Source organism: Flavobacterium turcicum, from assembly GCF_011365745.1.
Classification (GTDB): Bacteria; Bacteroidota; Bacteroidia; order Flavobacteriales; family Flavobacteriaceae; genus Flavobacterium; species Flavobacterium turcicum.
The window spans coordinates 72,767-99,034 of record NZ_JAAOBY010000004.1; the positions used below are offsets into that span (position 1 = coordinate 72,767).

At 35.5% G+C, this 26,268-nt stretch carries 23 protein-coding genes and 2 tRNA genes; 20 read left to right on the plus strand and 5 right to left on the minus strand.

Features of this window, described 5'->3' with window-relative positions; translation table 11 throughout:
* Positions 1–14 precede the first annotated feature (14 nt).
* Together leuD and leuC are read right to left on the minus strand one after the other, a co-directional pair.
* A complete protein-coding gene (gene leuD / locus G9Q29_RS08575; RefSeq protein ID WP_166135731.1) occupies positions 15–611 on the minus strand; it encodes a 3-isopropylmalate dehydratase small subunit in 597 nt (198 codons plus the stop codon).
* Positions 612–732: 121 nt separating this feature from the next.
* Positions 733–2,127: a 3-isopropylmalate dehydratase large subunit gene (leuC, locus tag G9Q29_RS08580; RefSeq protein WP_166135734.1), complete on the minus strand. Its 1,395-nt coding sequence runs from the start codon at positions 2,125–2,127 to the stop codon at positions 733–735.
* Between the two features lie 726 nt (positions 2,128–2,853).
* Between leuC and dnaE the strand changes: the two genes are divergently transcribed.
* The 6 genes from dnaE to G9Q29_RS08610 all read left to right on the plus strand — a co-directional run bounded on the left by dnaE (position 2,854) and on the right by G9Q29_RS08610 (position 10,743).
* Entirely contained in the window at positions 2,854–7,398 is a 4,545-nt protein-coding gene (dnaE, locus tag G9Q29_RS08585; protein WP_166135737.1) for a DNA polymerase III subunit alpha, read from the plus strand.
* Positions 7,399–7,605: 207 nt separating this feature from the next.
* Positions 7,606–8,517 carry an outer membrane beta-barrel protein gene (locus tag G9Q29_RS08590; RefSeq protein ID WP_166135739.1) on the plus strand — a complete coding sequence of 304 codons (912 nt, stop codon included), beginning with the start codon at positions 7,606–7,608 and terminating at the stop codon, positions 8,515–8,517.
* 333 nt (positions 8,518–8,850) lie between these two features.
* Positions 8,851–9,168, plus strand: a complete 318-nt coding sequence (gene trxA / locus G9Q29_RS08595; protein ID WP_024980008.1) for a thioredoxin — start codon at positions 8,851–8,853, stop codon at positions 9,166–9,168.
* Between the two features lie 166 nt (positions 9,169–9,334).
* Positions 9,335–10,273 carry a DUF58 domain-containing protein gene (locus G9Q29_RS08600; RefSeq protein ID WP_166135742.1) on the plus strand — a complete coding sequence of 313 codons (939 nt, stop codon included), beginning with the start codon at positions 9,335–9,337 and terminating at the stop codon, positions 10,271–10,273.
* Between the two features lie 86 nt (positions 10,274–10,359).
* Positions 10,360–10,433: transfer RNA gene (locus tag G9Q29_RS08605), tRNA-Asp, on the plus strand.
* 233 nt (positions 10,434–10,666) lie between these two features.
* Positions 10,667–10,743, plus strand: a tRNA-Asp gene (locus G9Q29_RS08610).
* Positions 10,744–10,808: 65 nt separating this feature from the next.
* Here G9Q29_RS08610 and G9Q29_RS08615 read toward each other — a convergent pair.
* A complete protein-coding gene (locus G9Q29_RS08615) occupies positions 10,809–11,309 on the minus strand; it encodes a DUF456 domain-containing protein (RefSeq protein ID WP_166135745.1) in 501 nt (166 codons plus the stop codon).
* A 51-nt stretch (positions 11,310–11,360) separates the two neighbouring features.
* On the opposite strand from G9Q29_RS08615, the gene G9Q29_RS08620 reads away from it, so the two are divergent.
* Both G9Q29_RS08620 and G9Q29_RS08625 read left to right on the plus strand, forming a co-directional pair.
* Positions 11,361–11,750 carry a hypothetical protein gene (locus G9Q29_RS08620; RefSeq protein WP_166135747.1) on the plus strand — a complete coding sequence of 130 codons (390 nt, stop codon included), beginning with the start codon at positions 11,361–11,363 and terminating at the stop codon, positions 11,748–11,750.
* A 42-nt stretch (positions 11,751–11,792) separates the two neighbouring features.
* Positions 11,793–12,269: a hypothetical protein gene (locus tag G9Q29_RS08625; protein WP_166135750.1), complete on the plus strand. Its 477-nt coding sequence runs from the start codon at positions 11,793–11,795 to the stop codon at positions 12,267–12,269.
* A 143-nt stretch (positions 12,270–12,412) separates the two neighbouring features.
* Here the strand turns inward: G9Q29_RS08625 and G9Q29_RS08630 are convergent, their stop codons facing one another.
* Together G9Q29_RS08630 and G9Q29_RS08635 are read right to left on the minus strand one after the other, a co-directional pair.
* Positions 12,413–13,516 (minus strand): glycosyltransferase family 2 protein, encoded by a 1,104-nt coding sequence (locus G9Q29_RS08630; protein WP_166135752.1) that lies wholly within the window; start codon positions 13,514–13,516, stop codon positions 12,413–12,415.
* 6 nt (positions 13,517–13,522) lie between these two features.
* Entirely contained in the window at positions 13,523–14,491 is a 969-nt protein-coding gene (locus tag G9Q29_RS08635; RefSeq protein WP_166135755.1) for a lysylphosphatidylglycerol synthase domain-containing protein, read from the minus strand.
* A gap of 55 nt (positions 14,492–14,546) precedes the next feature.
* Between G9Q29_RS08635 and G9Q29_RS08640 the strand changes: the two genes are divergently transcribed.
* The 12 genes from G9Q29_RS08640 (at position 14,547) to G9Q29_RS08695 (ending at position 26,186) form a co-directional block, all read left to right on the plus strand.
* Positions 14,547–16,289 carry a WG repeat-containing protein gene (locus tag G9Q29_RS08640; protein ID WP_166135758.1) on the plus strand — a complete coding sequence of 581 codons (1,743 nt, stop codon included), beginning with the start codon at positions 14,547–14,549 and terminating at the stop codon, positions 16,287–16,289.
* Positions 16,289–16,843 (plus strand): crossover junction endodeoxyribonuclease RuvC, encoded by a 555-nt coding sequence (ruvC, locus tag G9Q29_RS08645; protein WP_166135761.1) that lies wholly within the window; start codon positions 16,289–16,291, stop codon positions 16,841–16,843. Before G9Q29_RS08640 ends, ruvC begins: the two co-directional genes overlap by 1 nt.
* A gap of 50 nt (positions 16,844–16,893) precedes the next feature.
* The gene (gene hemW / locus G9Q29_RS08650) at positions 16,894–18,027 is read left to right on the plus strand and encodes a radical SAM family heme chaperone HemW (protein ID WP_166135764.1); all 1,134 of its coding nucleotides are present in this window, start codon (positions 16,894–16,896) and stop codon (positions 18,025–18,027) included.
* 82 nt (positions 18,028–18,109) lie between these two features.
* Positions 18,110–18,865: a cyclase family protein gene (locus G9Q29_RS08655; RefSeq protein ID WP_166135767.1), complete on the plus strand. Its 756-nt coding sequence runs from the start codon at positions 18,110–18,112 to the stop codon at positions 18,863–18,865.
* 2 nt (positions 18,866–18,867) lie between these two features.
* Entirely contained in the window at positions 18,868–19,224 is a 357-nt protein-coding gene (locus tag G9Q29_RS08660) for an MmcQ/YjbR family DNA-binding protein (RefSeq protein WP_166135770.1), read from the plus strand.
* Between the two features lie 120 nt (positions 19,225–19,344).
* Positions 19,345–19,755: a response regulator gene (locus G9Q29_RS08665; protein ID WP_166136254.1), complete on the plus strand. Its 411-nt coding sequence runs from the start codon at positions 19,345–19,347 to the stop codon at positions 19,753–19,755.
* A gap of 1 nt (position 19,756) precedes the next feature.
* Positions 19,757–20,299 carry a heme NO-binding domain-containing protein gene (locus G9Q29_RS08670; protein ID WP_166135773.1) on the plus strand — a complete coding sequence of 181 codons (543 nt, stop codon included), beginning with the start codon at positions 19,757–19,759 and terminating at the stop codon, positions 20,297–20,299.
* A gap of 6 nt (positions 20,300–20,305) precedes the next feature.
* Complete coding sequence (locus G9Q29_RS08675) at positions 20,306–22,990, plus strand: PAS domain S-box protein (protein ID WP_166135776.1); 2,685 nt, start codon at positions 20,306–20,308, stop codon at positions 22,988–22,990.
* 4 nt (positions 22,991–22,994) lie between these two features.
* On the plus strand, positions 22,995–24,128 hold the full coding sequence (locus G9Q29_RS08680) for an FIST signal transduction protein (RefSeq protein WP_166135779.1): 1,134 nt from the start codon (positions 22,995–22,997) through the stop codon (positions 24,126–24,128).
* Positions 24,128–25,162, plus strand: coding sequence for a sensor histidine kinase (locus tag G9Q29_RS08685; RefSeq protein WP_166135782.1), 1,035 nt, complete (start codon positions 24,128–24,130; stop codon positions 25,160–25,162). The genes G9Q29_RS08680 and G9Q29_RS08685 overlap by 1 nt, the downstream gene beginning before the upstream one ends.
* On the plus strand, positions 25,149–25,466 hold the full coding sequence (locus tag G9Q29_RS08690; RefSeq protein WP_166135785.1) for an Hpt domain-containing protein: 318 nt from the start codon (positions 25,149–25,151) through the stop codon (positions 25,464–25,466). Before G9Q29_RS08685 ends, G9Q29_RS08690 begins: the two co-directional genes overlap by 14 nt.
* 12 nt (positions 25,467–25,478) lie before the next feature.
* Complete coding sequence (locus G9Q29_RS08695) at positions 25,479–26,186, plus strand: LytR/AlgR family response regulator transcription factor (protein WP_166135788.1); 708 nt, start codon at positions 25,479–25,481, stop codon at positions 26,184–26,186.
* Positions 26,187–26,268: the final 82 nt, after the last annotated feature.

Genomic DNA, 26,268 nt, shown 5'->3' on the forward strand with positions numbered 1-26,268 from the left:
AAAGATTTGTTCATTTAGTAAGGCAGTGCGCTAGCAAAACCTACAATTTCTTGTTTGATATTTTGGAGGTAATCAATGTCATCAAAACCGTTTAGCATGTTGTTCTTTTTATAGCCGTTGATGTCAAAGGATTCTTCTTCGCCGGTAGCAACTAAAGTGATGGTTTGCTCAGGAAGATTGATTTCTAAAGTTGTTTTAGGATCGGCTTCGATTGCTTTGAAAATTTTATCTGAAAATTCAGGGCTTACCTGTACCGGCAATACACCTATGTTTAAGCAATTTCCTTTAAAAATATCTGCAAAAAAAGAGGAAACTACAGCGCGAAACCCGTAGTCATAGACAGCCCAAGCGGCGTGCTCGCGAGAAGATCCCGAACCAAAGTTTTTACCACCAACTAATATTTTGCCACTAAAAACGGGATTGTTTAGCACAAAATCGGTTTTAGGTGAATCGTCGTTGTTGTAACGCCAATCTCTAAAAAGGTTATCGCCAAAGCCCACTCGCTCTGTTGCTTTTAAGAAACGTGCGGGAATTATTTGGTCTGTATCAACGTTCTCTATCGGTAGCGGTACCGCACTGCTCGTTAGTATATTGAATTTATCGTATGCCATTGTGATTTATGATTTATGATTTTAGATTTCAGACTTTCCTTTTGAAAAATTAACTTTTAAAAAACTAAAACCTTTTTATTTTTAATTCTCTTTAAATATTGCCATTGAAATTGACATTCAACTAGAACAAATTTCTTGGGTCTGTCAAAACTCCGGTAACGGCTGCCGCTGCTGCCATAATCGGACTAGCAAGTAGCGTTCTTGAACCTGGTCCTTGGCGGCCTTCAAAATTTCTATTGGATGTACTTACTGCATATTTTCCTGCGGGTACTTTATCGTCGTTCATTGCCAAACAAGCCGAGCATCCCGGTTGACGCAGGACAAATCCAGCTTCGGTTAAAACATCTAAAATCCCTTCTTCTTTAATTTGAGCTTCAACTACATGCGATCCAGGAACCAACCAAGCAGTAACGTTGTCTGCTTTTTTACGTCCTTTCACAATTTCGGCGAAAGCCCTAAAATCTTCAATACGGCCATTGGTGCAACTGCCCAAGAAAACAAAGTCAATTGGTTTGCCAATCATCACATCTGCTTCGTCAAAGCCCATGTACGCAAGCGATTTTTTGTATGTTTCTGCTCCACCTTCTACTTGATTAGCTGTAGGAATTTTTGATGAAATACTGATGCCCATTCCAGGATTAGTTCCATAAGTAATCATAGGTTCAATAGCTGCTGCGTCGATATTTAGTTCAGCATCAAAAACGGCGTCAGTATCGGTTTTTAAGGTTTTCCAGTAGGCCACAGCTTTGTCCCAAGCTTCACCTTTTGGGGTGTATAATCTTCCTTCAAGGAAATCAAATGTCTTTTGGTCGGGCGCAATCATTCCGCCGCGAGCTCCCATTTCGATACTTAAATTACAAACTGTCATTCGGCCTTCCATAGACATTTCTTCGAATACATTTCCAGCATATTCTACAAAATAGCCCGTTCCTCCGGAAGTAGTTAATTGCGAAATAATGTATAATGCCACATCTTTCGGGCCTACACCTTTGCCAAGAGTGCCATTAACATTGATGCGCATTTTTTTAGGTTTAGGTTGCATGATGCATTGGGTGGCCAAAACCATTTCAACCTCTGAAGTTCCAATTCCAAAAGCTATAGCTCCAAAAGCACCATGAGTTGAGGTATGCGAGTCGCCACAAACAATAGTAGCTCCAGGTAAAGTGATTCCGTTTTCAGGACCTACAACATGTACAATTCCGTTTTGTGCGTGTCCTAAACCCCAATGCGAAATTCCGTACTCGGCAGCATTATCTGCCAAGGCTTTTAATTGATTCGCAGATAAAGCATCTTGTACAGGTAAGTGCTGATTAATTGTTGGAGTATTATGATCAGCGGTTGCAAAGGTACGCTCAGGATATAAAACAGGAATGTTTCTTGATTTTAAACCCAAAAAAGCAACAGGGCTCGTTACTTCGTGAATGAAATGACGGTCAATAAAAAACACATCTGGTCCATCTTCAATTTTACGTATCACATGGGCGTCCCATACTTTGTCAAATAATGTCTTATTCATTTTAAAATTTTTATTTTGCAGCAACTTTGTGCTAGGATGATCATTAAAAGGGCAAAACTAAGTAGCTACTTGCGATTTTAATTGTACCTAATTTGATTTTATACGATGCCCAAATTAAAAACGAAGGTATTGCAGTTGTTGTTTTGACTTTTTGGCTTTTTGTATGTTCGTGTAGTTCGTAAGTGGATAATTGTTTTTAAATGTCATTCAGTATTTTTTAATTTTTATCAATTTGATATTTTGGAGGCGGTATAAGATATTTTTTTTGTAAAATCAATATTTTATTGTGCTGAATTTGTTGTTTTTCATAGAGTAGTGAGAGTTGGGTTACTGTTTTAAATTTTAATTCTACTGCAGATTTGATTGTGAAATATGCTTGTTTTAGATGTTTCTACGAGTTGCTTTACCATGAAATACTACGACGTTCAAAGTTGAATTTTTAGGTTTTTTTCTATTTAAATTCACTCTTCATTGCAATTGTAAGAAGTTGTTTTTTTAATAATTTGATTTAGTTATTGTTATTGAAAAGCAATCTGTATTTGATTTTAAATTGGGTAAAAATCATCTGGTATTGTTGATAACTTCACTATGTTTCTACTTGAAAATCATCTAAATTTGAACTTCCACAATTGTTATGTTTGATGCTTTTTAGATATCAGTAAACCAATGTTTTGCGGTGTTTTTTAAATTGCATTTTTACATTTTTAATCTTTGTTACTTTAGCTTATGTACTTAATATTCGATACCGAAACTACAGGATTACCGAAACGCTGGGATGCGCCTATTACTGATTCGGACAACTGGCCTCGTTGCATTCAAATTGCGTGGCAGTTGCATGATGATATGGGAAAATTGATCGAGCATCAAGATTATTTGGTACAGCCCGATGGTTTTAATATTCCGTATGATGCCGAGCGTATTCACGGGATATCGACCGAATTAGCGCAGCAAAACGGAATCCCGCTGGCTGAGGTTCTCGAAAAATTCAATACAGCCTTGGGTAAAACCAAGTTTATTGTCGGTCAGAATTTAGGTTTTGATGTCAATATTATGGGGGCAGAGTTTCATCGGTTAGGTGTAGAGTCTACTGTGGCAAGTCTACCCGTTTTAGATACTTGTACAGAGGTGACTGCAAGTTTACTCAAACTGCCCGGAGGACGTGGTGGTAAATTCAAATTGCCAACATTAACGGAGTTACACAGTTATTTATTTAACGTGCCTTTTTCTGAAGCGCACAACGCAACTGCCGATGTGGAGGCAACTACGCGTTGCTTTCTTGAGCTAGTTAGAAAGGAAATTTTCACGAAAGAAGAATTAGATGTTCCAGCGTCATATTTTAAAGATTTTCAAGCCAAAAATCCAAGAGAAATTCAGCTCATTGGACTCAAGCATATCAATCTTAAGCAAGCTTCGGACGTAATTCGTCAACAATTTGGCGATAAGCAAGGAGCGGGAAAATCGAAAGGTGAACTTTTAGAAAATAAAAAAGTACTTGCTGAGGCTAAGTTTGCGCATTTGCACAATCATACACAGTTTTCGGTGCTGCAATCTACAATTGGGATTGGACCGTTGGTTGCTGCAACCGCCAAAAATGGTTTTCCTGCAGTTGCCATGACTGATACAGCGAACATGATGGGAGCGTTTCATTTTGTGAGCGCTGTGATGAATCATAATAAATCGGCTTCCGCTAAAAATAAGGCGTTGGTGGAGAGCGGCGAGGAGCCAACCGAAACCGAAATGAAGCCTATCGTGGGTTGCGAGTTTAATATTTGCGATAACCATTTAGATAAAACAAAGAAAGACAATGGCTACCAAGTAGTGCTGTTGGCCAAAAATAAAAATGGGTATCATAATTTAGCAAAGATGGCGTCTATAGCCAACATCAACGGATTTTATTATGTACCTCGTATTGACCGCAGTATTGTCGAGCAGTACAAGGAAGATATTATGGTTTTATCTGGAAATTTATATGGTGAAATTCCGGGTAAAATTTTAAATGTTGGCGAAAACCAAGCCGAAGAGGCCTTGTTATGGTGGAAAGCGCAGTTTGGTGACGATTTCTATCTTGAGATTATGCGCCACAATCAAGAGGATGAAAACAGGGTCAATAAAACCTTGATAGAATTTGCGCAAAAACACCAAGTAAAACTCATTGCTACCAACAATACCTATTATTTAAACAAGCAAGATGCCAATGCGCATGATATTTTATTGTGTGTAAAAGATGGCGAAAAGCAAGCTACACCAATTGGTCGTGGTCGTGGTTACCGTTATGGTTTGCCAAATCAAGAGTACTATTATAAGTCTGGTGACGAGATGAAGCAACTTTTTGCTGATTTGCCAGATGCTATTATCAACATCCAAGAAATTGTTGATAAGGTCGAAATTTACTCACTCTATCGAGACGTATTATTGCCTAAGTACGATATTCCGCAAGAATTTGTTGATCCATTAGATGAACAAGATAATGGCGTACGAGGCGAAAATGCTTATTTGCGTTATCTAACAATGGAGGGAGCGAAAAAACGTTACAACGAAATTACACCAGCCATTCAAGAACGATTGGATTTTGAGTTGCTCACGATATCCAATTCAGGTTATCCGGGTTACTTTTTGATTGTTCAAGATTTTATTGCCAAGGCACGTGAAATGGATGTTTCGGTTGGTCCAGGACGTGGATCGGCAGCAGGGTCAGCGGTGGCTTATTGTTTGAAAATTACCAATATTGACCCCATTAAGTACGATTTGCTTTTTGAGCGTTTCTTGAATCCTGACCGTGTATCCATGCCCGATATTGATATCGACTTTGATGACGAAGGTCGTGGTCGAGTTATGGATTATGTAATTAAAAAATACGGGTCCAATCAGGTAGCTCAAATTATCACTTATGGTAAAATGGCAACCAAATCGGCCATTCGTGATACCGCACGTGTGCTTGATTTACCACTGTTTGAGGCGGATAGAATAGCCAAGTTGATTCCGGGGATGATGCCTTCAAAATGGAATTTGGCTCGATTTATTTCAGAGAAGGAAGAGGATGTCAAAAAAGCATTGCGCTCTGATGAATTTGATAATGTAAAGGAGTTAATCGCCATTGCCAATTCAGATGAATTAGCGGGTGAGACAATTCAGCAAGCTAAGATTTTAGAGGGTTCGATGCGAAATACTGGTATTCATGCCTGTGGTGTAATTATTACCCCATCAGACATTACCAATTTTGTACCGGTAACAACTGCGAAAGATTCTGATTTGTACGTAACCCAGTTTGATAACTCGGTTGCAGAAAGTGCAGGTTTATTGAAGATGGACTTCTTGGGTTTGAAGACCCTTACACTTATAAAAGATACGGTGAAGCTGGTGAAATACCGCAATAACATCGATCTTAATCCAGATGAGTTTCCTATTGATGATGTCAAGACCTACGAGTTGTTCCAGCGCGGAGAAACAGTGGGGATTTTTCAATACGAATCGCCTGGAATGCAAAAATACATGAAGGATTTGAAGCCAACTGTATTTGGTGATTTGATTGCCATGAACGCCTTGTATCGTCCTGGACCGTTAGAGTATATTCCTTCTTTCGTTCGTCGTAAAAACGGTGAGGAAGAAATTAAATACGATTTGGATGCTTGCGAAGAATACCTTGGAGAAACTTACGGAATTACCGTTTACCAAGAGCAGGTGATGCTTTTGTCACAGTCATTAGCTGATTTTACAAAAGGTGAGGCCGATGTACTTCGTAAAGCAATGGGTAAGAAACAAAAGGACGTTTTGGATAAAATGAAACCGAAATTTGTTGAGCAAGCTGCTGCAAAAGGACATGATGCCAAAATTTTAGAGAAAATCTGGAAAGACTGGGAGGCGTTTGCGAGTTATGCCTTTAACAAGTCGCACTCTACTTGTTACGCCTGGATTGCCTACCAAACTGCTTATTTAAAAGCGCATTACCCTGCCGAATATATGGCGGCGGTACTTTCTAACAACATGAGCGATATCAAACAAGTATCGTTTTTTATGGAAGAATGTAAGCGTATGGGATTGCGTGTACTAGGTCCGGATGTTAACGAATCCTTTTATAAATTCACCGTTAACGATGACTATGCTGTACGTTTTGGTATGGGTGCTATTAAAGGTGTGGGTTCTGGAGCCGTGGCTACCATTGTTGAAAACAGAAAAGATGGCAAATACAAGTCGATTTTTGATTTGACCAAGCGTATTGATTTGCGTGCAGCCAATAAAAAGGCGCTTGAAAATTTAGCATTAGCTGGTGGATTTGATTCTTTTGAAGGAACAAGCCGTGCGCAATATTTTCACGATGATGGCGACGGAATCACATTTTACGAAAAAGCCATTCGTTACGGAGCCAAGTTTCAAGAGAACGAAAACAGCTCGCAAGTGAGTTTGTTTGGTGATACCAGCGAAGTGCAAATTGCTGAACCTGTGGTGCCGCCTTGCGAGGATTGGAGTACGATGGAAAAATTGTCTCGCGAAAAGGAAGTGGTTGGGATTTATATTTCAGGACATCCGCTAGACGATTTTAGATATGAAATGAAATATTTCTGCAACGCCAAATTAGAGGCCTTGCGCAGTATGGAACAATATGTGGGTAAAAATTTAACTTTTGCTGGTATTGTAACTAATTTCCAAAGGCGCACGGCTAAAAACGGTAAAGACTGGGCCATTTTTACTTTAGAAGGTTTCGACGAAAGTTTCGAATTTAAAATATTTGGCGAGGAGTATCTCAAATTTTACCATTTCTTATACAACAACCAATTTGTGTTTTTGAAAATCTTAATTAAAGAAGGTTGGGTGAATCAAGATACGGGTAAAAAGAGCGAGCCTCGAATGCAATTTGTTGAGGTAAAACAACTGCAAGATGTACTGGCTACATTTGCTAAAAAACTAATATTATATCTGAATATTAAAGACATACAAACAGAAGTGATTCATAATTTGAGTCGGCTTTTTCTAGAAAATAAAGGAGACAATACCGTCAGCTTTGAAGTAATGGAAATAGAAAAAACCAAACGTTTAGTTGCCGTAGCGCCAATTACTATCGAGGCGGATGATGAGTCGTTTGTTGACGAACAAGAAGATAGTGACGACTCTGGTCCAGATGGATTAGCCTCAACTGCTGCTGCAAAAATGGAAGAGATTGAAGAGGTTAAGGTGGTGACTAAACTGAGCATGCCAAGTAGGAAATTAAAAATCAAGATTTCTCATGAGTTGTTAGTTGAATTAGAAAAAATGCAGATAAATTTCAAACTGAATTAGTCAATCGTTGTTCAAATTGGCATTCTTGTTCTTAGTAATTTATTGGTTTGTACAATTCAAAATTATTGAAAAAAATCTCATTTTTAGTTATGTGCTAATACCTTGATTGTTAGATATTATGTAATTCGGTTATCGTTTTGAGGCATTTTTATGTATTATTTTTATCTTTTATGGCGTATTTTTGCTTTTACGTTAATAAGAGATATTATGAAAAAGAAGTTATTTTTAGTTGGTTTTATGTTGAGTTCGATGCTAATTATCGGGCAATCAAAACAAAATGGGAGTTGGTATTTAAAAGCAGGCGGTTCGTATTTTATGCAAACTGCGGCAACAGAATTTCCTACTGTGGGTGGTAATGCAGCCTTAAATAAAACCTACGTAGGAGGTAAGTTAGTAGCAGAAGAAAGCATAACTGGGTCTTTTGGTGAGGGTTTTAGATCAGGTGTCACATTAGGGCGTCGCTTTAATGCTCGTGTTGGTTTTGAACTTGGTTTGAATTATTATTCAAGTACTGATAAAACCATGGCTCAAACTACTACCGATCAAATTTTTATGTCTGGAGGTAGGCCGATATTCAATTTTAAATCGGTGGGACAAATTTCCGCATTTGATTTGGCGCCAGCTTTGGTGTTGTTTCTAGGAGAATCGAAAGGTTTTGAACCCTATTCAAAAGTGGGATTGTTACTTCCTATTCATGGAGATTTAGAGATTACGACTAATGCCATTGCTCCAACAGGCGTTGCAAGTCCAGCCACTGTGGCGGTGAAAAGTGTTGATCGTATCAAGCAAAATCCTACAGTAGGTTTTATGGCTAGTTTAGGAACTACTTACGCTTTGGGAAATAAACTTGCTGTTTTTGCGGAGTTAGAATACCGCAACTTTACAGTTCATGGTAAATCAAAGGAGACGATTGTGTACGAAAGAAATGGTCAAAACGCTCTATCAACAAGAACAAACGCTCAAATTAATACCAATTATGTAGATCGTTTGAATGTAAATTCAAACAATGCGGCAACAAATCCTAATGGTTTAGACGCAAGCAAGCCAATGGATGAGTTGAGCTCTTATGTAGGGATCAGTGGTTTAGGTTTGACTTTAGGTTTGAAATACAGTATGTAGTTCCATCATAATTAAAATACCAAGGGATGTCATTGTTTGGTATCCCTTTTTTTATGCTGGATAAGTGCTACTGAAATCGACACACCTAGCCCTGATGGCAGCGGCATCCTTTTGGGTTCCCGCAGGAACGAAGGGAATCCAAAAGATAAAGCGTACAGCAGGAAATAGCTTCAAAAAAATTAAGCTAAAAAGAAATACTTTTGGCATATAGGCGTTGATAATGGATTAATAGGGAAAACTAATTTGCGAATAGTGGTTGATTTGTTTTTAATTTCTAAATTTGTAATCTAGTTTGAATGATAAAATTTCAAATGATAACTTAAAATATATATTATGGCATTAGCAATAACAGATGCTACTTTTGAAGAGGTAGTTTTGAAGTCAGACAAACCAGTTATGGTTGATTTTTGGGCAGCATGGTGCGGACCTTGTAGAATGGTAGGTCCAATCATTGACGAGCTTAGTAATGAATATGAAGGAAAAGTAGTAGTAGGAAAAGTAGATGTTGATGCAAATCAAGAATTTGCTGCAAAATACGGAGTGAGAAACATTCCAACTGTTCTTGTTTTTCATAACGGAGAAGTAGTAGGAAAGCAAGTAGGAGTAGCTCCTAAGCAAACTTACGCTGATAGTTTAGACGCATTGTTGTAATCTATAGATTATAATTAAAATAGAGCCAATTGCGGTTCATTAAAAAGGTTTGACGCAAGTCAAGCCTTTTTTTGTTTAAGCTGAATTGATTTTAGGCACTTGATTAAGTTTTGCTTGGGTACTTTTTTAATTTTTAAATCTTTCAATCTTTTAATATATTTGGTAGATGAAGATGGAATCACAAATAGAACAAATAGCTCGTTTTCAGCATCTGGAATTGTTAGCGAATCAAGTCGTAGAAGGTTTTATATCCGGAATGCACAAGAGTCCGTTTCATGGCTTTTCGGCTGAATTTGCTGAGCATAAAGTGTATAATGCTGGCGAAAGTACCAAACATATCGATTGGAAGCTGTATGCCAAAACCGATCGCTTGTACACCAAAAGGTATGAAGAGGAAACCAATTTGCGGTGTCATATTGTTATTGATAATTCGTCGTCAATGCATTATCCTAATTTGCGTAGCGATCAAAATTTTTACGAGAATAAGATTGGTTTTTCAGTCTTGGCATCGGCTGTATTGATGAATTTGCTCAAAAAGCAGCGTGATGCTGTGGGATTGAGTGTTTTCTCGGATACGTACGAGTATTATGCGCCTGAAAAAGGAAGCGATCGCCACCACAGAATGATTTTGAGTACACTCGAAGGATTGTTGACAAAGCCAATGACTCAAAAGAAAACCGATACGGTCACCTACTTGCATCAGATAGCCGAAAAGATGCACCGTCGCTCGATGATTGTTTTGTTTACTGATATGTTTCAGTCAGGACCTAATTCGGTAGATGAGGAGGCTTTATTCAATGCGTTGCAACATTTAAAACACAACAAGCACAAAGTTGTTGTTTTTCATGTAATAGATGCTAAAACGGAGTTGAATTTTGATTTTGATAACGGACCACGACAATTTATTGATGTAGAAACAGGTGAAGAAGTAGTGCTTTTTGCAGATAATGTAAAAGAAGAATACGAAAAACAAATGCAATTGTACTTTAAAAAGATAGCATTGACCTGCTCGCAGAACAGAATTAAGTATGTTCCGGTACGTGTTGATGAAAATTTTGAAAAAATAATGACTACTTATTTAGTTGAAAAACAAAACTTTGGCTAAAAGTGTATATTTTTTTTGATTTTTTTTACCAAAAACGCTTGTGTAAACGGAAATCTGTTGTATCTTTGCCACCGCAATAACGCAGAGGTTTGGTAGTTCAGTTGGTTAGAATACATGCCTGTCACGCATGGGGTCGCGGGTTCGAGTCCCGTCCAGACCGCAATATTGGGAAAAGCCTTTCGTAACAGAAAGGCTTTTTTGCCCCTTTAAGGTTTTTAACGTTAGTTGTGTTGTTTGCTACGAATTTGTAACTCGTAGCGGGTTTAGTAGTTAGACCAATGAAAAGCTTTTCGCCTCGGCGAATAGCTTTTTTGATTAAAATGAGGGTACTCTTGATATAAACTTCTGCATACAGTTCTATTTGTAGAACAAGAAGTTACAGCTTACAATACTGGTTTGGTAGTTCAGTTGGTTAGAATACATGCCTGTCACGCATGGGGTCGCGGGTTCGAGTCCCGTCCAGACCGCCAGTACAAAAAAGTCTTTCGAAAGAAAGACTTTTTTTGTTTTACAGCATTTTGTACTTTATATAATTTTAAAAAAGTGCCACTCTGTTTTCCCATACCAACCACAGGTATATACTTAAGCACATACAGCCAAAAACAAACTGAATGAAACTAGATGCCAAAAAACCTACCAATGAACCCACTGCGGCTTTTACGGCTCTTTGTTGGTTTTTGGAGTCGTAAAGTAATTCACCTACCAACGCACCTATAAATGGCCCAATTATAAACCCAAATGGTATTGGTGCTAGTAAGCCAACAACCAACCCAATATTGGTGCCCCAAATACCGTAACTACTACCGCCAAATTTTTTGGTACCTTGTGCCGGAATTACATAATCTAAAACTGAAAGAACGATTGTAATTAGAAAAGTGATGCCTACAACCCAGTAGTTCATGGGAACAGCACCGATGAGATAGAGCAATAAAAGTCCTAACCAACTTAGTATTGCACCCGGTAAAACAGGTAAAAAACTTCCAGCAATGCCCAAAAGAATGCTCAGTAGTCCCAAAAGTAAAAGCAACACATCCATAATAAATTTTTTAGTAAATTTGATTTTCAATAAAAGCAACTTCCTTTGGTTATGAAACGAATTCAAACACTTGCGTCTTTTTCTATTTTATTTCTTTTTTTACTGTGCGGTTTAGGCGCGCATGCTCAAAATAAAACAGTATCCGCAGCGGATCAGTTGCTCAAAGAATCCATTTATAACAAGAACAGAGTAAAAGTATTAAATTTTTCATTGAAACAATTTGATGCGCTTTTCTTTGAATTCTCTGATAAAAAATCAGACTCAAAACTCATTTTAACCAAAGAAGAGTTTTACAACTACACCATGCAAATTGCCGTTTTCTCGGAACGTTTGGCTACTTTGTACCCCGACCAAAAAGAAGTTGCCGCTCAGAACAAACAAAAGTGGTTTGATGAAAACTACGAAGATTATTTGCTTTCAAAAGCCTCTCCAAAAAAATAATTGTATTTTTATGGCGTATTCGTATAATTCAAAAACAAAACCTTGAAGCAGTATTTTCTCTTTTTTGCCTTTCTTCTCCTCAATTCTTGTCAATATGTTGATAAGCAGGTCCCTTCGGAAAAGGAATTATTGCAAAAAGAACTCAAAGCAATCAACTGGAAAGAAGTTGACGAATATCCGTCGGTTATTGATTGTGAGCAAATCAATGACAAAAAACAACGCCAACAATGTTTTTTTGAAGTTTTAACGCAACTTATTCAAGAAAAGTTAAGCATTGATACGCTTTCAATTCTTTATCCGGAACTCGATACCATCGAGGTAAAGGTTACCGTTTTTCCTAATAGCACGATGCAATTTGAACCACAGTTTCCAAAAGACTCTGTGGCGTATGACAAAATTAAAATCGATAGTATTTTAAAAGTACGTTTGGTGAATTTCCCCAAGATAAATCCAGCTATCAAACGCGGAATCCCCGTAAAAACCCAATTTATTCTTCCTGTGATTTTAAAAGTAGAGTAGTTTTAAGGAGCTATTTAGCTTTGCTAAAACTTCGATGTCCAGCTATATGCTATATTCCCGATCAAAAAAACTAGGGCCGAAAGAGTCTTATTTTTTAAAATCGGGAGATGCCGCTACCCTCTGCGCTAGGGCAATAGCAATTCCTAGAACTTTCTGCCTTTCCATTCGTATTTCCCAAACATAGAATACAAAGCTACAAACGTGCTAAAAAGAGGATAAAGCAAACTACTAGCTAGCAAGTAACGAATTTTGGTTTTGGTCAAAAAATTGTTAGTTCGGTAAATCAAAATGGTATCAACAATAAATTTTGCTACGCATACAATCAATAAATGCACTATTGACAGGCTGCTAAATACAGTTAGAAACAAAACGGAAATAAAATTTAAATTTCCTAGAAAAACAATTACGGCAAGTGCTTTTCCAAAACTACTTTGGTACGAACTCGTTTTACTGGCCCATCGTACTCTTTGATAAAACAAAGCTTTCCAACTAATCACAGCTTGCGTTTTAACAATATTATTTGATGATTTAAGGTAGTGTACTTTCTCTGGATGGCGTGCAATGGCTTTTTGAAGCAGAAAAACATCATCGCCACTAGCAATTAAATTATTCCCTTCAAAGCCATTGAGTTCTTCAAAAATAGCTTTGGTGTAGGCCAAATTAGCACCATTACACATAAATCCTTTTCCCAGACCAAAACTTCCTATTGTAGCGCCTTGTAAGCTTGTTAAATCCAACTGTTGAAAGTGATGTAAAAACGAATGGTTAACAGTATAGGTTACTGCCCCGGCAACCATGCTTACATTGTGATTTTGTATATATTGGTCTAAAGTTGTAAGCCATTTTGTGGGTACGGTACAATCAGCATCAGTGGTGATTACCCAATTTGTAGATACCCTTTTCATGGCAGCAGTAATAGCATCTTTTTTGGGGGAATTCGAAGCTCTATGATTCTGAAGTACTGTTGCTTTAAAAGGCAAATCGTGCAATTCAAATCCATCCGTTGAGTTATCATCAATCAAAAGGACTTCAAATAAATGTGGTGGATATTCTAATTTTGCAAAACTATCCAACAATATCGGAAGGTTATGTGCTTCATTCCTAAACGGGACAATAATGGTAAATGATGTTTTGGTTAATCCTGAAAAATGCTTGGTAGTTTTAATTTTGGTAAAACCATAAATCAGTGCCATGATGGCTAATGCATAAATCAGCAGAATCAAATAGAGTAATAGTGCTGTGATCATCTGGGTTTAATTTAGATGGTTTTCGTTTGTTGGTACGGGAGCAACAATTTTAAAATTCAACACAAAATAACTACCAATCACAACAGGAATAACGACATTAAGGAACCACATCAATGTCGAAATAAAGATAACAATCCATTCATTTACACCCAAAAGGCTAAAGAAATAAACCGCCACACTACCTTTTACGGCAAAGTCTAAAAACTGAAACGTAGGCAATGAAGAAGCTAAAAAGTACACACTCGTAACAGCAGCTATCAGGATTCCGTAAGGCAAATCGACATCAAAGGCGAGAAACAAAAAGTAATATTGGTGAGAGAAAACTAAGTATCGACACAAACCAAGGAAAATATTTTTTTGATGAATGGCTTTTGGAATTTCATTGATTTTTTGGAGTAATTTATCAAGAGAGTAGCCTTTTATCTTTATTCTTTTTACCAAAAACAAAACGATTCCGAGTAAGAGTAAAACACCTAAAGCTAGCAACATAGTTTGATTACTGACAATGTGGTATTGCATGTTAAAATACAAAAAACCTGCAATCCCGAAAAGCACGGTCAATAGCATCTGGATTCCGTTGCAAATCAAGTTTAAAAACACTACTTTTTTTGCTTCCGTTTTAGGAAAAAACAACGCTTTTCCGGCATATTCGCCCACGCCGTTTGGTGTAAAAAGTCCTGCGGTAAGTGCGCCAAGGACTTGCTTTGTAGCATCGCCAAGTGAAATGGGATGGATACATCGTACTAAGTTTTGCCATTTCAATATCTCGAAAAAACGATTCAAAACACTCAACAATAAAATAAATGCAATTCCGCCAACAGATTGGTTTTTTTGAAACAAAACAAGGAACTTTTGCCAGTCTAGTTTGTCATTATTGGCTAGTTGATTGTAAATAAAATAAAACGCACCACCAACTATGAATAGTTTGATAAGAAGTACAAGGAATTGCTTAGTTTTGTGTGGTATTGAAATCATTGGTACAAAGTAACAAAATCTTTGAACTTTGAACTTTAAACTTTAAACAAATCTTTTGGCAAAACGTTTTTTGATAGTATTACTGATAGCTGCGATGTTTTTTTCTTGTAAAAAAGAAATTATCGTTGACAAACAAGTTGTTTATGTGAGAGTTAATGTAGATGGTTCATGGGGATTTAATGACTCAAAAGGTAATGTTGTAATACCCTTAGGAAAATATGCTTTTTTGAATCCAATAGACGATCATGATATGATTTATGCTACTAAAGGAAATAAAAAGGGCTACATAGATATTCATCAAAATGAAATTGTTCCGATTATATATGATGAATTAGATTTGTATTCAGAAGGGCTGGCTGCTGCAAAAATTAAGGGTAAGTATGGTTTTTTAGATAGAACAGGAAAAGAAGTTATACCTTTCAAGTTTGACCAAGCAGATGATTTTAATTCTTTAGGTTTAGCTTTAGTTAAAAAAAAATTTAACTATGGACTGATCAATAAAAAAGGAAAAACTATTGTTCCTTTCAATTTTCAAGAAATTATTGTTTTAGAATCGGTTAAGTTAATTGCTGTATGTAAAAATAATAAATGGGCATTTTATTCCATTTCAGGAAAACCAATGTCGAGTTTTGAATACGATGAAATTAAGTTCACTAATAGCAGTTTGGTTTTAGTGAGAAAGGAAAGCAAATTAGGGTTTTTAGATTCTAATTTAGCGGTAAAAATTCCATTTGGTAAATATAAATTTGCTACAAATTTTAATAAAAATGATTTAGCAATTGTATCTGTAAACAACCGTTATGGACTCATAAATTTGAAAGACAGTCAAGTAATTAGAGCACAATTTGACTCTATAGGTTATTTGCAAGAAGAGTATAGTGAGTCAGATAGTTACGTGGGGTTCAAAAAAAACAGTCTTACATTGTTTGATGAAAAAGGTAATATGTTGATTGATAGGGTAAGAGATTATTTTAAAGATCATGTTAAGATAGATAATAAAATCAAAGTTATCTATCAAGTTCAAGGGATGGACGGACTTTCGGGAGTAATTGATGATCGAGGTAACATTTTGATCCCTTTAAAGTATCAAGAAATAGAGCGTTTTGAAGGTTTAAATAAAACAGTCGTAAAAAACAATGGAAAATACGGATTGATAGATTCCAAGAATAAAATTGTTTTGCCAATAGACAATGAATATGTTAACTCATATAAGGATGAGAAATATTATATCATAAAGAAAAAGGAAAAGGTTGGGATTGTAGATTATAACTTTAAAATTCTTTTTGATTTTATTTATCAGGATATTTCACCTTGTACTTATGATCATGATAATCGCTTTATAGTGAAGTTAAAAGATAAATACGGTGTAATTAACAGAATGGGAAAAGTTATTATTCCTTTTGAATATAGTGAAATGTCAAACTGGGTCGAGTACGGGCCTGGTTCTAATTATCATTTTGTTACAAAAAACGAGAAGTTTGGATTGATTACAAAAGAAGGAAAAGTTGTAATTCCGGCTGTTTATGATAAGTTATATTATCTTACTGATCAAAGTGTTATTTTGTTGAAGAATGGGAAATATGGAGTTGTAACACTACAAAATAGACTAGTTATTCCATTTGAATATGAGATGATTTGTTCCCCATCAAATTATCCAAATAAAATTGTAAATGAGTTTTATGTCCAAAAAAAAGAGCGCTTTTTTGTAATAAATAACAAGAACGAGGTAATTCGAAATAAAATTTCGGCTCTAGAAAAAGAAATGATAGATATGGAAATGAAATTTTTAAAACAATAATGTCAAACGAACGCATCATATTAGGAATTGACCCTGGAACCACGATTATGGGTTTTGGGTTGATCAAAATTGTCAATAAAAAAATGCATTTTTTGCAATTAAACGAATTGGAATTGTCTAAATACGACAATCATTATCAAAAACTGAAAATCATTTTCGAACGAACGATTGAGTTAATCGATACGCATAATCCCGACGAAATTGCAATTGAAGCGCCTTTTTTTGGCAAAAACGTTCAGTCGATGCTGAAGTTGGGTCGTGCCCAAGGTGTGGCGATGGCTGCAGGACTTTCCAGAGATATCCCGATTACCGAATACGAACCCAAAAAAATAAAAATGGCGATTACCGGAAACGGGAATGCCTCAAAAGAGCAGGTTGCTAAAATGTTACAGCAACTTTTAGGATTGAAAGAATTGCCCAAAAATCTCGATTCTACAGATGGTTTGGCGGCCGCGGTGTGCCATTTTTTTAATTCGGGTAAAACCGTTGGCGAAAAAAGTTATACCGGTTGGGACGCTTTTGTGAAACAAAATGAAGAACGAGTTAAGAAATAGTTTTCAGTCGCAGCAACTGTAAATTGCGACTGTAACTGAATACTGTAGAAATGAGCGGAATTTACATACATATACCTTTTTGCAAGCAATCGTGTCATTATTGCGATTTTCATTTTTCGACTTCCATGAAGAAGAAAGATGCAATGGTTTTGGCTTTGGCCAAAGAAATTCTAATGCGAAAAACGGAGTTTCAAAATGATAGTGTGGAAACAATTTATTTTGGTGGAGGAACGCCAAGTGTGCTAACTTCTGACGAAATTAATTTTTTGATCAATGAGGTATACGCTAATTTTAAAGTAGTTGAAAATCCCGAGATTACTTTGGAGGCCAATCCAGACGACTTGTCTGAGGAGCGCATTATTGAATTATCAAAAAGTAAAATCAACCGTTTGAGTATTGGGATTCAGTCTTTTTTTGAAGAAGATTTGCAGTTAATGAATCGAGCTCATAATTCGGCGGAAGCCAAAAAATGTTTACAAATAGCCAGCCAATATTTTGACAATATTTCTCTTGATTTGATTTACGGAATTCCTGCTATGAGCAATGAAAAATGGGAGCAAAATATCGATACAGCCTTGAGTTTTGGCATTCCTCATATTTCCAGTTATGCCTTAACGGTCGAGCCAAAAACAGCTTTGAAAAAACTAATACAAACCGGCGCCATTGCTGCTCCAAAAGATGAAGTTGCCGAGGCGCATTTTATGATTTTGGTTGACAAGCTTGAGGCAAATGGTTTTGTGCATTATGAATTGTCAAATTTTGGCAAACCAGACTATTTTTCTAAAAATAATTCGGCGTATTGGTTAGGGAAAAAATACTTCGGAATTGGCCCTTCAGCACACAGTTATGATGGTGTTTCCCGTAGTTGGAATATAGCCAATAATGCCCTGTATTTGAAAGGGATTCAGGAGGATGCCTTGCCCAATGAAATCGAAGTTTTATCTATTGCCGATCGTTATAATGAATATATTATGACGGGATTGCGAACTATTTGGGGTGTTTCATTAACAATAATTGAAAATGAATTTGGCAGCGAATATTTAAGCTATTTGAAAAAACAAACCCAAAAATTCCTCGATGATGATTTGGTGTTTATTGAAAATAATGTGTTGAAACCAACACCCAAAGGAAAGTTTTTGACGGATGGAATTGCTTCAGACTTATTTTACTTAAATTTGGAATAACTATTAAACCGCAAGGTTCGCAAAGTTCACTAATCTTTTGTGTCCTTAGTGCCTTCTTTGTGAACTTAGTGTTTAAAAAACTATGAAAGCAAAAATCAACAACTTTGAAGTTGACTTATCAAAACCCATTGATATTTCGATTCCGCTGACTAATACCGATGAAAATCCAATTGCATGGTATATTGAAAAACCTGTTATTGAACCAGTTGTTTTTGGCGATTGGATCGGGAAAGTTTCAGAGGGGAAATCATCGACGAACTTTAACAATATTTTCTTCAATCCGCACGGACACGGAACACACACGGAGTGCTTGGGACATATCACGCGTGACTTTTACAGCATTAATCAATGTTTGAAACAGTTTTTCTTTTTGGTCGAGCTTATTTCGGTGCGCCCGGAAACAATTGATGGTGATTTGGTGATTACTAAAAATCAAATTGAAAAAGCTTTGATGGGGAAAACTACTGAGGCAATTGTTATTAGAACAATACCCAATTTAAAAACCAAAAAGCATTTAAAATATTCAAATACCAATCCGCCTTATTTAGCTGAAGATGCTGCGCGTTTCATTTGCGAAAGCGGAATTCAACATTTACTCATTGATTTACCGAGTGTAGATAAAGAACATGATGAAGGCAAATTGCTTGCTCACAAAGCCTTTTGGAATGTTACTGATGTCAATAACCTCAATAGTGATGCACGATTGAATTGTACCATTACGGAAATGATTTATGTAGCTGATGAAATTATGGATGGTGGTTATTTACTAAATTTACAGATCGCTTCTTTTGAGAATGATGCCAGCCCAAGTAAACCTATTTTATATCAAATTCAATAGCTATGAATTTAGAAACTTACTACGAATATTGTCTGTCTAAAAAAGGCGTTACGGAGCATTTTCCGTTTGATCAAGATACTTTGGTTTTTAAAGTAGGAGGAAAAATGTTTGCGCTGTCGTCTCTGAGCCAATGGGAAAAAGGCGAGCCATCAGTAAATTTGAAATGTGACCCAGAGCGAGCTTTGGAGTTGCGCGCCGAGTACGATGCAATCCAGCCTGGTTTTCATATGAGTAAAACGCATTGGAATACCGTTTCAATAAACAATATACTGCCAACTGATCTTTTGAAGGAGCTAATAGATCACTCCTATGATTTGGTTTTCAATAGTTTGTCTAAAATAAAGAGATCAGAATTGTAGAGCTATTTCCATTTATCTATCGTAAAGTACCATTCAACGAAGGAAATTGATTATTGAACGAAATAAAATCAAATAATTTTAAAGGGTAGGTATATTTAGATAAATTATAAGGTAATGGAAATGAAAGTTTTAAATGTTTTGTTGATTGAAGATGATGCTATTGAAATAATGAAATTCAATAGGGTTGTGAATGAGATAAATGTGCCAAAAAAAATTGTTGAGGCCCACAACGGTGAGGAAGCGTTGAATATTATTGCGAAAGCGGCATTCATCCCCAATATTATAATTTTAGATTTGAATATGCCAAAAATTAATGGCATTGAGTTTTTGCGGGAGCTTAAGAGTAAGGAAGCGTACAAGTATATTCCTGCCATCATATTAACAACTTCGAACAGTCGAAAAGATATTTTAGAGTGCTACAAAATTGGCATTGCTGGTTATTTGTTAAAGCCTCTAAAATATGAAGACTATAAAAATCGCGTTCATAAGTTAATTGAGTATTGGAGTTGCAACGAACTAATATCTCAATAATATGTATGGAATTGTCAATAAAGCAATAGAGGACTTAGTTCTTGCTAATTTTGGTGAAGATTGCTGGGAACGCGTGAAATCCCGAAGTGGAGTTGATGTTGATTACTTTATCAGTAACGAGCCTTATGATGACGATTTGACTTACGCATTGGCTCGAGCAATTGCAGAGGAAACTAATACTACTTTATCTAATGTTTTAATAAGTTTTGGCGAATGGTGGGTGGTCAATACCACAAAGGTCAAGTATGGTGGTTTAATGGAAGCCGGCGGAAGAGATTTACGTGAATTTTTAATTAATTTACCACAATTTCACAATCGGGTGATGCTAATTTACCCTAAACTAACTCCACCTGAATTTAAAGTTTCTCAAATCACCGAAAATAGTTTGCAACTGCATTATTTTTCAAAGCGCGAGGGTCTCCAAGACTTTGTTCGAGGACTCATTCAAGGCTTAGGAATTATTTACAAAAAAGCAGTAGTTATTACTTTACTTCAAGCTCGTGACCACGGGAGTACTCACGAAATTTTTAACATCTCATGGTAAGTCAAAATGGAAAAAATCAATTTTAATTTTGATGAAAATAGTTTCAATAAACTCTTTCCCTTTTATATCCTTATTGATGATGGCCTTTCAATAAAAGGAATAGGTAAGAGCTTAATGAAAATTTTTCCGGATACTAATTTGAACGAGAATTTTTTGCAGAAGTTTAGTATTAAAAGACCCTTCTTGATAGAGCAGAACTTTGAGAATTTAAAAAACATTTCAAACCAATTAATTGTAATTGAGGCCCAGTTAAACGGAGTTCAACTTCGTGGCCAACTACAACCATATGAAAATTATTTACTATTTGTGGGCACGCCATGGTTTGTTTCAATGGAAGAGGTCGTTCATAATAATTTAACTCTTCATGACTTTGCTTTTCATGATCCCTCATTAGATTTATTACATGTTTTAAAAGTACAAGAAATAACCAACGAGGATTTAAAAGTTTTGTTGGTCAAAATTAATGATCAAAAGAAGAAATTAAAAAAAGATCAAGAAGCATTAAATAGACTGTCATTAGTAGCAAGTACTAATGAAAATGGAGTTTTTTTTACAGATCTTAATGGAGTAATTTTTTGGTGCAACGCTGCCTATTTGCAATTAACAGGTCGTGCTAAAGAGGAGATCATTGGTAAAACAGCAGCGCAAATTGGTTCGTGTGATCAAATGACTATTACGGATTTAAAAAAGCTCGTAGACCCTTTCTTTAAAAAAGAAAAGTTTGAAGTTGAGGTGCCTTATGCTCGTAAAAATGATAAACCATTTTGGGCCAAAATTAAAGCACAGCCTGTTTGCGATCACGAGGGTCAGCCATCGCAATATTTTGCAGTAATTGAAGATATTACAGAAAAGAATGCATCTGATTTGAAGCTTATTGAGTCCGAAAATAGATTGACTTTTTTGATTAAAAACTTACAGACAGGAATCATTGTAGAAAATGAAAACAGACAAATTCTATTAGCAAACAAAAAATTTTCAACCATGTTTGGTTTTGATGCTAATTCTGATTCATTGATAGGAAATAATGCGTTACAAATTATGAAGCAAACCAAACATTATTTTGTAGAGCCAACATCTTATCTGGAAAGATTAGATGAAATATTACATAATCAAGAGCCCGTTTTAAATGAAGAATTAGAACTTACTGATGGAAGAATTATAGAACGCAGCTTCGTACCTATCATTCTAGATGATCGTTATTCGGGTAATTTAACCTCGTATGTTGATGTTACTATTAAAAAGAAATATGAAAATAGCTTAAAAAATGAAAAGGAAAAATACAGTAATATCATAGCTAATATGAATCTCGGTTTGATTGAAGTTAATATGAAAGATAAAATTACGTTTGCAAATCATAGTTTTAGTCAAATGAGTGGTTACGAGATAGATGAATTAATGGGAGCTGAAGTGAATGGCCTTTTTCAAACTGATGAAAACCAATCGCTGGTAGCTGCTAAGATGAAATTGCGTACTGAAGGAATAAGTGATTCCTATGAAATTTTAGTTAAAAATAAAGAACAACAAGAACGTTCTTGGCTAATTAGTGCCGCGCCTAATTATGATGTGAGTGGTAAAATGATTGGTTCGATAGGAATTCATTTAGACATTACAGATCAAAAAGCGCAAGAGGAAGAGTTGTATCTATTGTCATTAATTGCTGAAAAAAATATCAACTCGGTAGTAATTTGCGATAATCACGGTAAAATAGAATGGGTAAATTCTAGTTTTGAGCTCATGTCAGGCTATACCAAGAAAGAGTTAATTGGCTTTACTCCTGGAAAAGTATTGCAAGGGCCTGAGTCAAAACCGGAAACTATTAACTACATCCGAAACCAAATTAGGAGAGGTCATCCTTTTAATTGTGAAATTCTAAATTACACTAAATCCAAAGAAAAATATTGGGTTAGAGTACAAGGTCAAGCTCTTTACAATAAAAAAAATGAAATTGTCAGGTATTTTGCTATTCAGGAAAATATTACTAATCAAAAAAAACTCGAAAATCAACAAGAGCAGTTGGTCGAAAGTTTAGCAAAAACCAATAAAGAATTAGAGCATTATGCGCAAATGGTATCGCATGATTTGAAATCGCCATTGCATAGTATTCACTCTCTATTAGCATGGATAAAAGAGGACAATGATGTAGCATTTACAGCCCAAACTTTACAATATTTTGAATTAATTGAAAATAAAGTAGAAAAAATGGATCATCTCATAGATGGAATTTTGACGTATTCCCGTATTGGCAAGGATGATTCCGTGCAAGAGAAAGTGAGCATACAAGAATTAATTCAATCAATTATAGAGATAATTCATGTTCCAAAACACATTACCATTCATGTAAAAAAAGAATTACCAGTTTTGTTGGTTAACCGTTATCGAATCCAGCAATTGTTTCAAAATGTAATTGTTAACGCCGTTAATTACATAGATAAAGAATTCGGTAAAATAGTAATTGAAGCTAAAGAATATCAAGATAGTGTTGTTTTTTCGATTAAGGATAACGGAATAGGAATCTATAAAGAAAATTATGACAAGGTATTTAATACTTTTCAATCTTTTTCGCAAAATAAAAACTCAACTGGACTTGGATTAGCCATTGTAAAAAAAATAATTGAAGCTGAAAAGGGTGAAATTTGGTTAGAGAGTGAATTGGGTATTGGGTCGACCTTTTTTATCAAAATAAAAAAATAATAGCATGAAAGTTATACAAGCAAGTAATGTCGGAAACCAAGATTGGAATTATTTTCAAGAAAAAAAACAACTCAATAACCCGTTGGTTTTAGTTTTTGGGAATCGATTTTTATTAGAAGATGAACAAGTAATTGATGCTATCCGTGCAGAATTTCCATATGAACATCTTGTATTTGGGTCTACTGCAGGAGAAATTCTGTGTTGTAATGTTTATGATAATTCAATCACTGTAACTGCCATCGAATTTGAGAATAGTTCCTTTGTCGTAGAACGAGCTAATATTTTAGATTATCAAAAAAACGCACAAGATTTGGGTGAAGTATTATATCAAAAAATCCCAAAGCAAGACTTAAAACACCTTTTCGTTCTTTCTGAAGGGAGTTTTGTAAACGGAAGTTCACTTATCAAAGGCCTCGAAAGTGCTTTAGAATCTCAAGTTAGAATTACCGGCGGAATGTGTGGAGATGATTCGCGTTTTGAAAAAACAATTGCCTCCTATAAAGAGAACCCAAAAGAGGGAGAAGTCGTGCTAATTGGATTTTATGGAGCATCCTTAGAGATTAGTTTTGCTAGTTTTGGAGGTTGGATCCCTTTTGGGCCAGAGCGTATTGTAACCCGTTCCCAAGGCAATGTATTATTTGAAATTGATGGTCAGCCAGCACTTGATCTTTATAAAAATTATTTGGGTGACAAAGCAAGCGAGTTACCCAAAGCTTCTTTGTTTTACCCCTTAAATGTAACGCCACAGGACCGAAATGAGCCAGTAGTTCGAACCATTTTGAATATTGATAATGCGAACTCGTCAATGATTTTAGCAGGCGATGTTCCTACAGATTCAAAAGTACAACTCATGATGGCCTCCGTAGATAATATTGCAGATGGAGCCTTACAAGCCGCTGAATTTGGTATGAAAAACCGAAAAACAAAACCAGAGTTCGTACTTGCTATTAGTTGCGTGGGTCGCAAATTGGTGATGGACCAAAGAGTAGAAGAGGAACTAGACCAAGTACGTGAAGTAATAGGCGAACGAGTGCCCATAACAGGTTTTTACTCTTACGGAGAATTAGCGCCATTTAATGGTAGTGCCACTTGCGAACTACACAATCAAACCATGACTTTAACCTTAATAAGTGAGTAATGAATTCTTTATTGAAAAGACAAATAGATAAAAAACTGCGGGGTGGGTTAAATGATTTGGATATTTTTCTTGCGGCTGTAAATGAGTCTTACGAAAATTTTGAGAGTCAAATAAGCTTGCTTCAACGTGCAATGAAAATTAGTTCTGATGAACTTTTTAAAGCCAATCAAAAACTTCGCGATGAGGCTGAAAGTTTGAAAGAAATCAATAAAAACTTAGAGTTTATTTTGCAATCTATGAGTTTGGATGTGGCTCAAATTGATACTGCAGGATCATTTAATTCTACAGAATATATAAAAAAGCAATCAATAGAAATTTTAAAAATTAACAAACAAAGAGAAGAGTTAGTGGCGCACCTCGAAAATCAAAATACCATATTAAACGAGTATGCGCATATGGTTTCGCATGATTTGAAAGCGCCTTTGCGGAACATTGATGCTCTTATAAATTGGTTTATTGAAGACAACAAGGAGATGATGAATGAGAGCAATTTAAAATCGATGCAATTAATGCTTTCTAATGTTGAAAAAATGGATTTGTTGATAAAAGGAATTTTAAATTATTCCGAAGTACAAAACAAAGACAGTTTAGACAGATGGATTGATTTAAATTTGATTTTAGAAGATACTAGTCGTTTATACAGCGAAGAACACATCAGCATTAATTTTGATACTGTTTTGCCAAAGGTTTGGGGTAATGACACAAGGTTTATGCAATTGTTTCAAAATCTCATTCAAAATGCCATCAAGTACAACAATAAAAAACAAATAAATATTACAATTGGCCATACAGAAGAGGTTAATTTTCACCACTTTTACATAAAAGATAACGGAGTTGGAATCCCTGATAAATACCAATCGAAAATATTTGATATTTTTTTCAAATTAGAAAACAATAATTCCTCTTCTGGAATTGGATTATCAATTGTGAAAAAAATTGTAGAATTTTATGAAGGAACAATTTGGCTAGAAAGCCAACTCGAGGCGGGAACCACATTTTATTTTACAATAGCAAAGCACGATGGAAAAGCCTAATACCAATTACATAGACCAATTATCTGGTGCGAATTATGAGTTTAGAAATAAACTAATCGCTATTTTAAAAAGAGAGTTGCCTGAAGAAATTAATGCTTATAAATTGGAAATAGAAGCAGGTAATATAGAAGCTGCTGCACAAATAGTACATAAATTAAAGCACAAAATTTCAATGTTAGGATTAGAGGAAAGTTACTATCTTGCTGAAAATCATGAAGATAATTTGGTGCTAAATAGCAAAATTTTGCAACCTGAGTTTGAAATTATTCTGAAATCCATGCAAGAGTTTGTAGCTTGCTTATAATAATTTTTTGATATGAATTGTATTGTTATTGATGACGAAGAAACAGCTAGAGCGATCCTAACTCAAATGATTGCTGTATCACCAGGGGTAAAATTTATTCAAGATTTTCCCAATGCACTTGGTGCAATTAAGTTTTTAAATAGCATTGCGGTAGATTTGATATTTTTAGATATTCATATGCCAGATTTTACAGGCTTTGATTTTATTCAAACTTTAAAAAATCCTCCCAAAGTAATATTAGTTACAGGTGATAAAAATTTCGCGATCGAAGCTTTCGAGTACGATTGTATTGTTGATTATCTAGTCAAACCAATAACAGAAGAACGATTTAAAAAGGCTATCCAAAAAGCAGCTTCTCATTCAAAAACACCTGTCATAGCTGATGTAAAAAAGGTAGTAGAAGACGATGCAAAGGTTTTTTACATTAATATTGATCGAAGGTTAATCAAGATTGACACCGATTCAATAATAATCGTTGAAGCCAAAGGAGACTATATTCATATCAAAACGGATGCAAAAAACTACATTGTACATTCTACTTTAAAGAAAATCGAAGATAAATTACCTCCACAATTTTTTTTGAAAGTGCATCGTTCTTTTGTGATCAATACTAGCAAAATAATTGACATTGAAGATAATAGTATTTTAATTGGCAAAGAGGTCATTCCTGTTAGTAGAGCAAATAAACCGGAGCTAATGAAAAGATTAAATCTCCTATAGTGGTAACACACCAATCATAAAGTGCTTTTGCCTTTCAGTGTTAACTTGTGGGTTTATAAAAGCCAATGAAACTAACCATTTA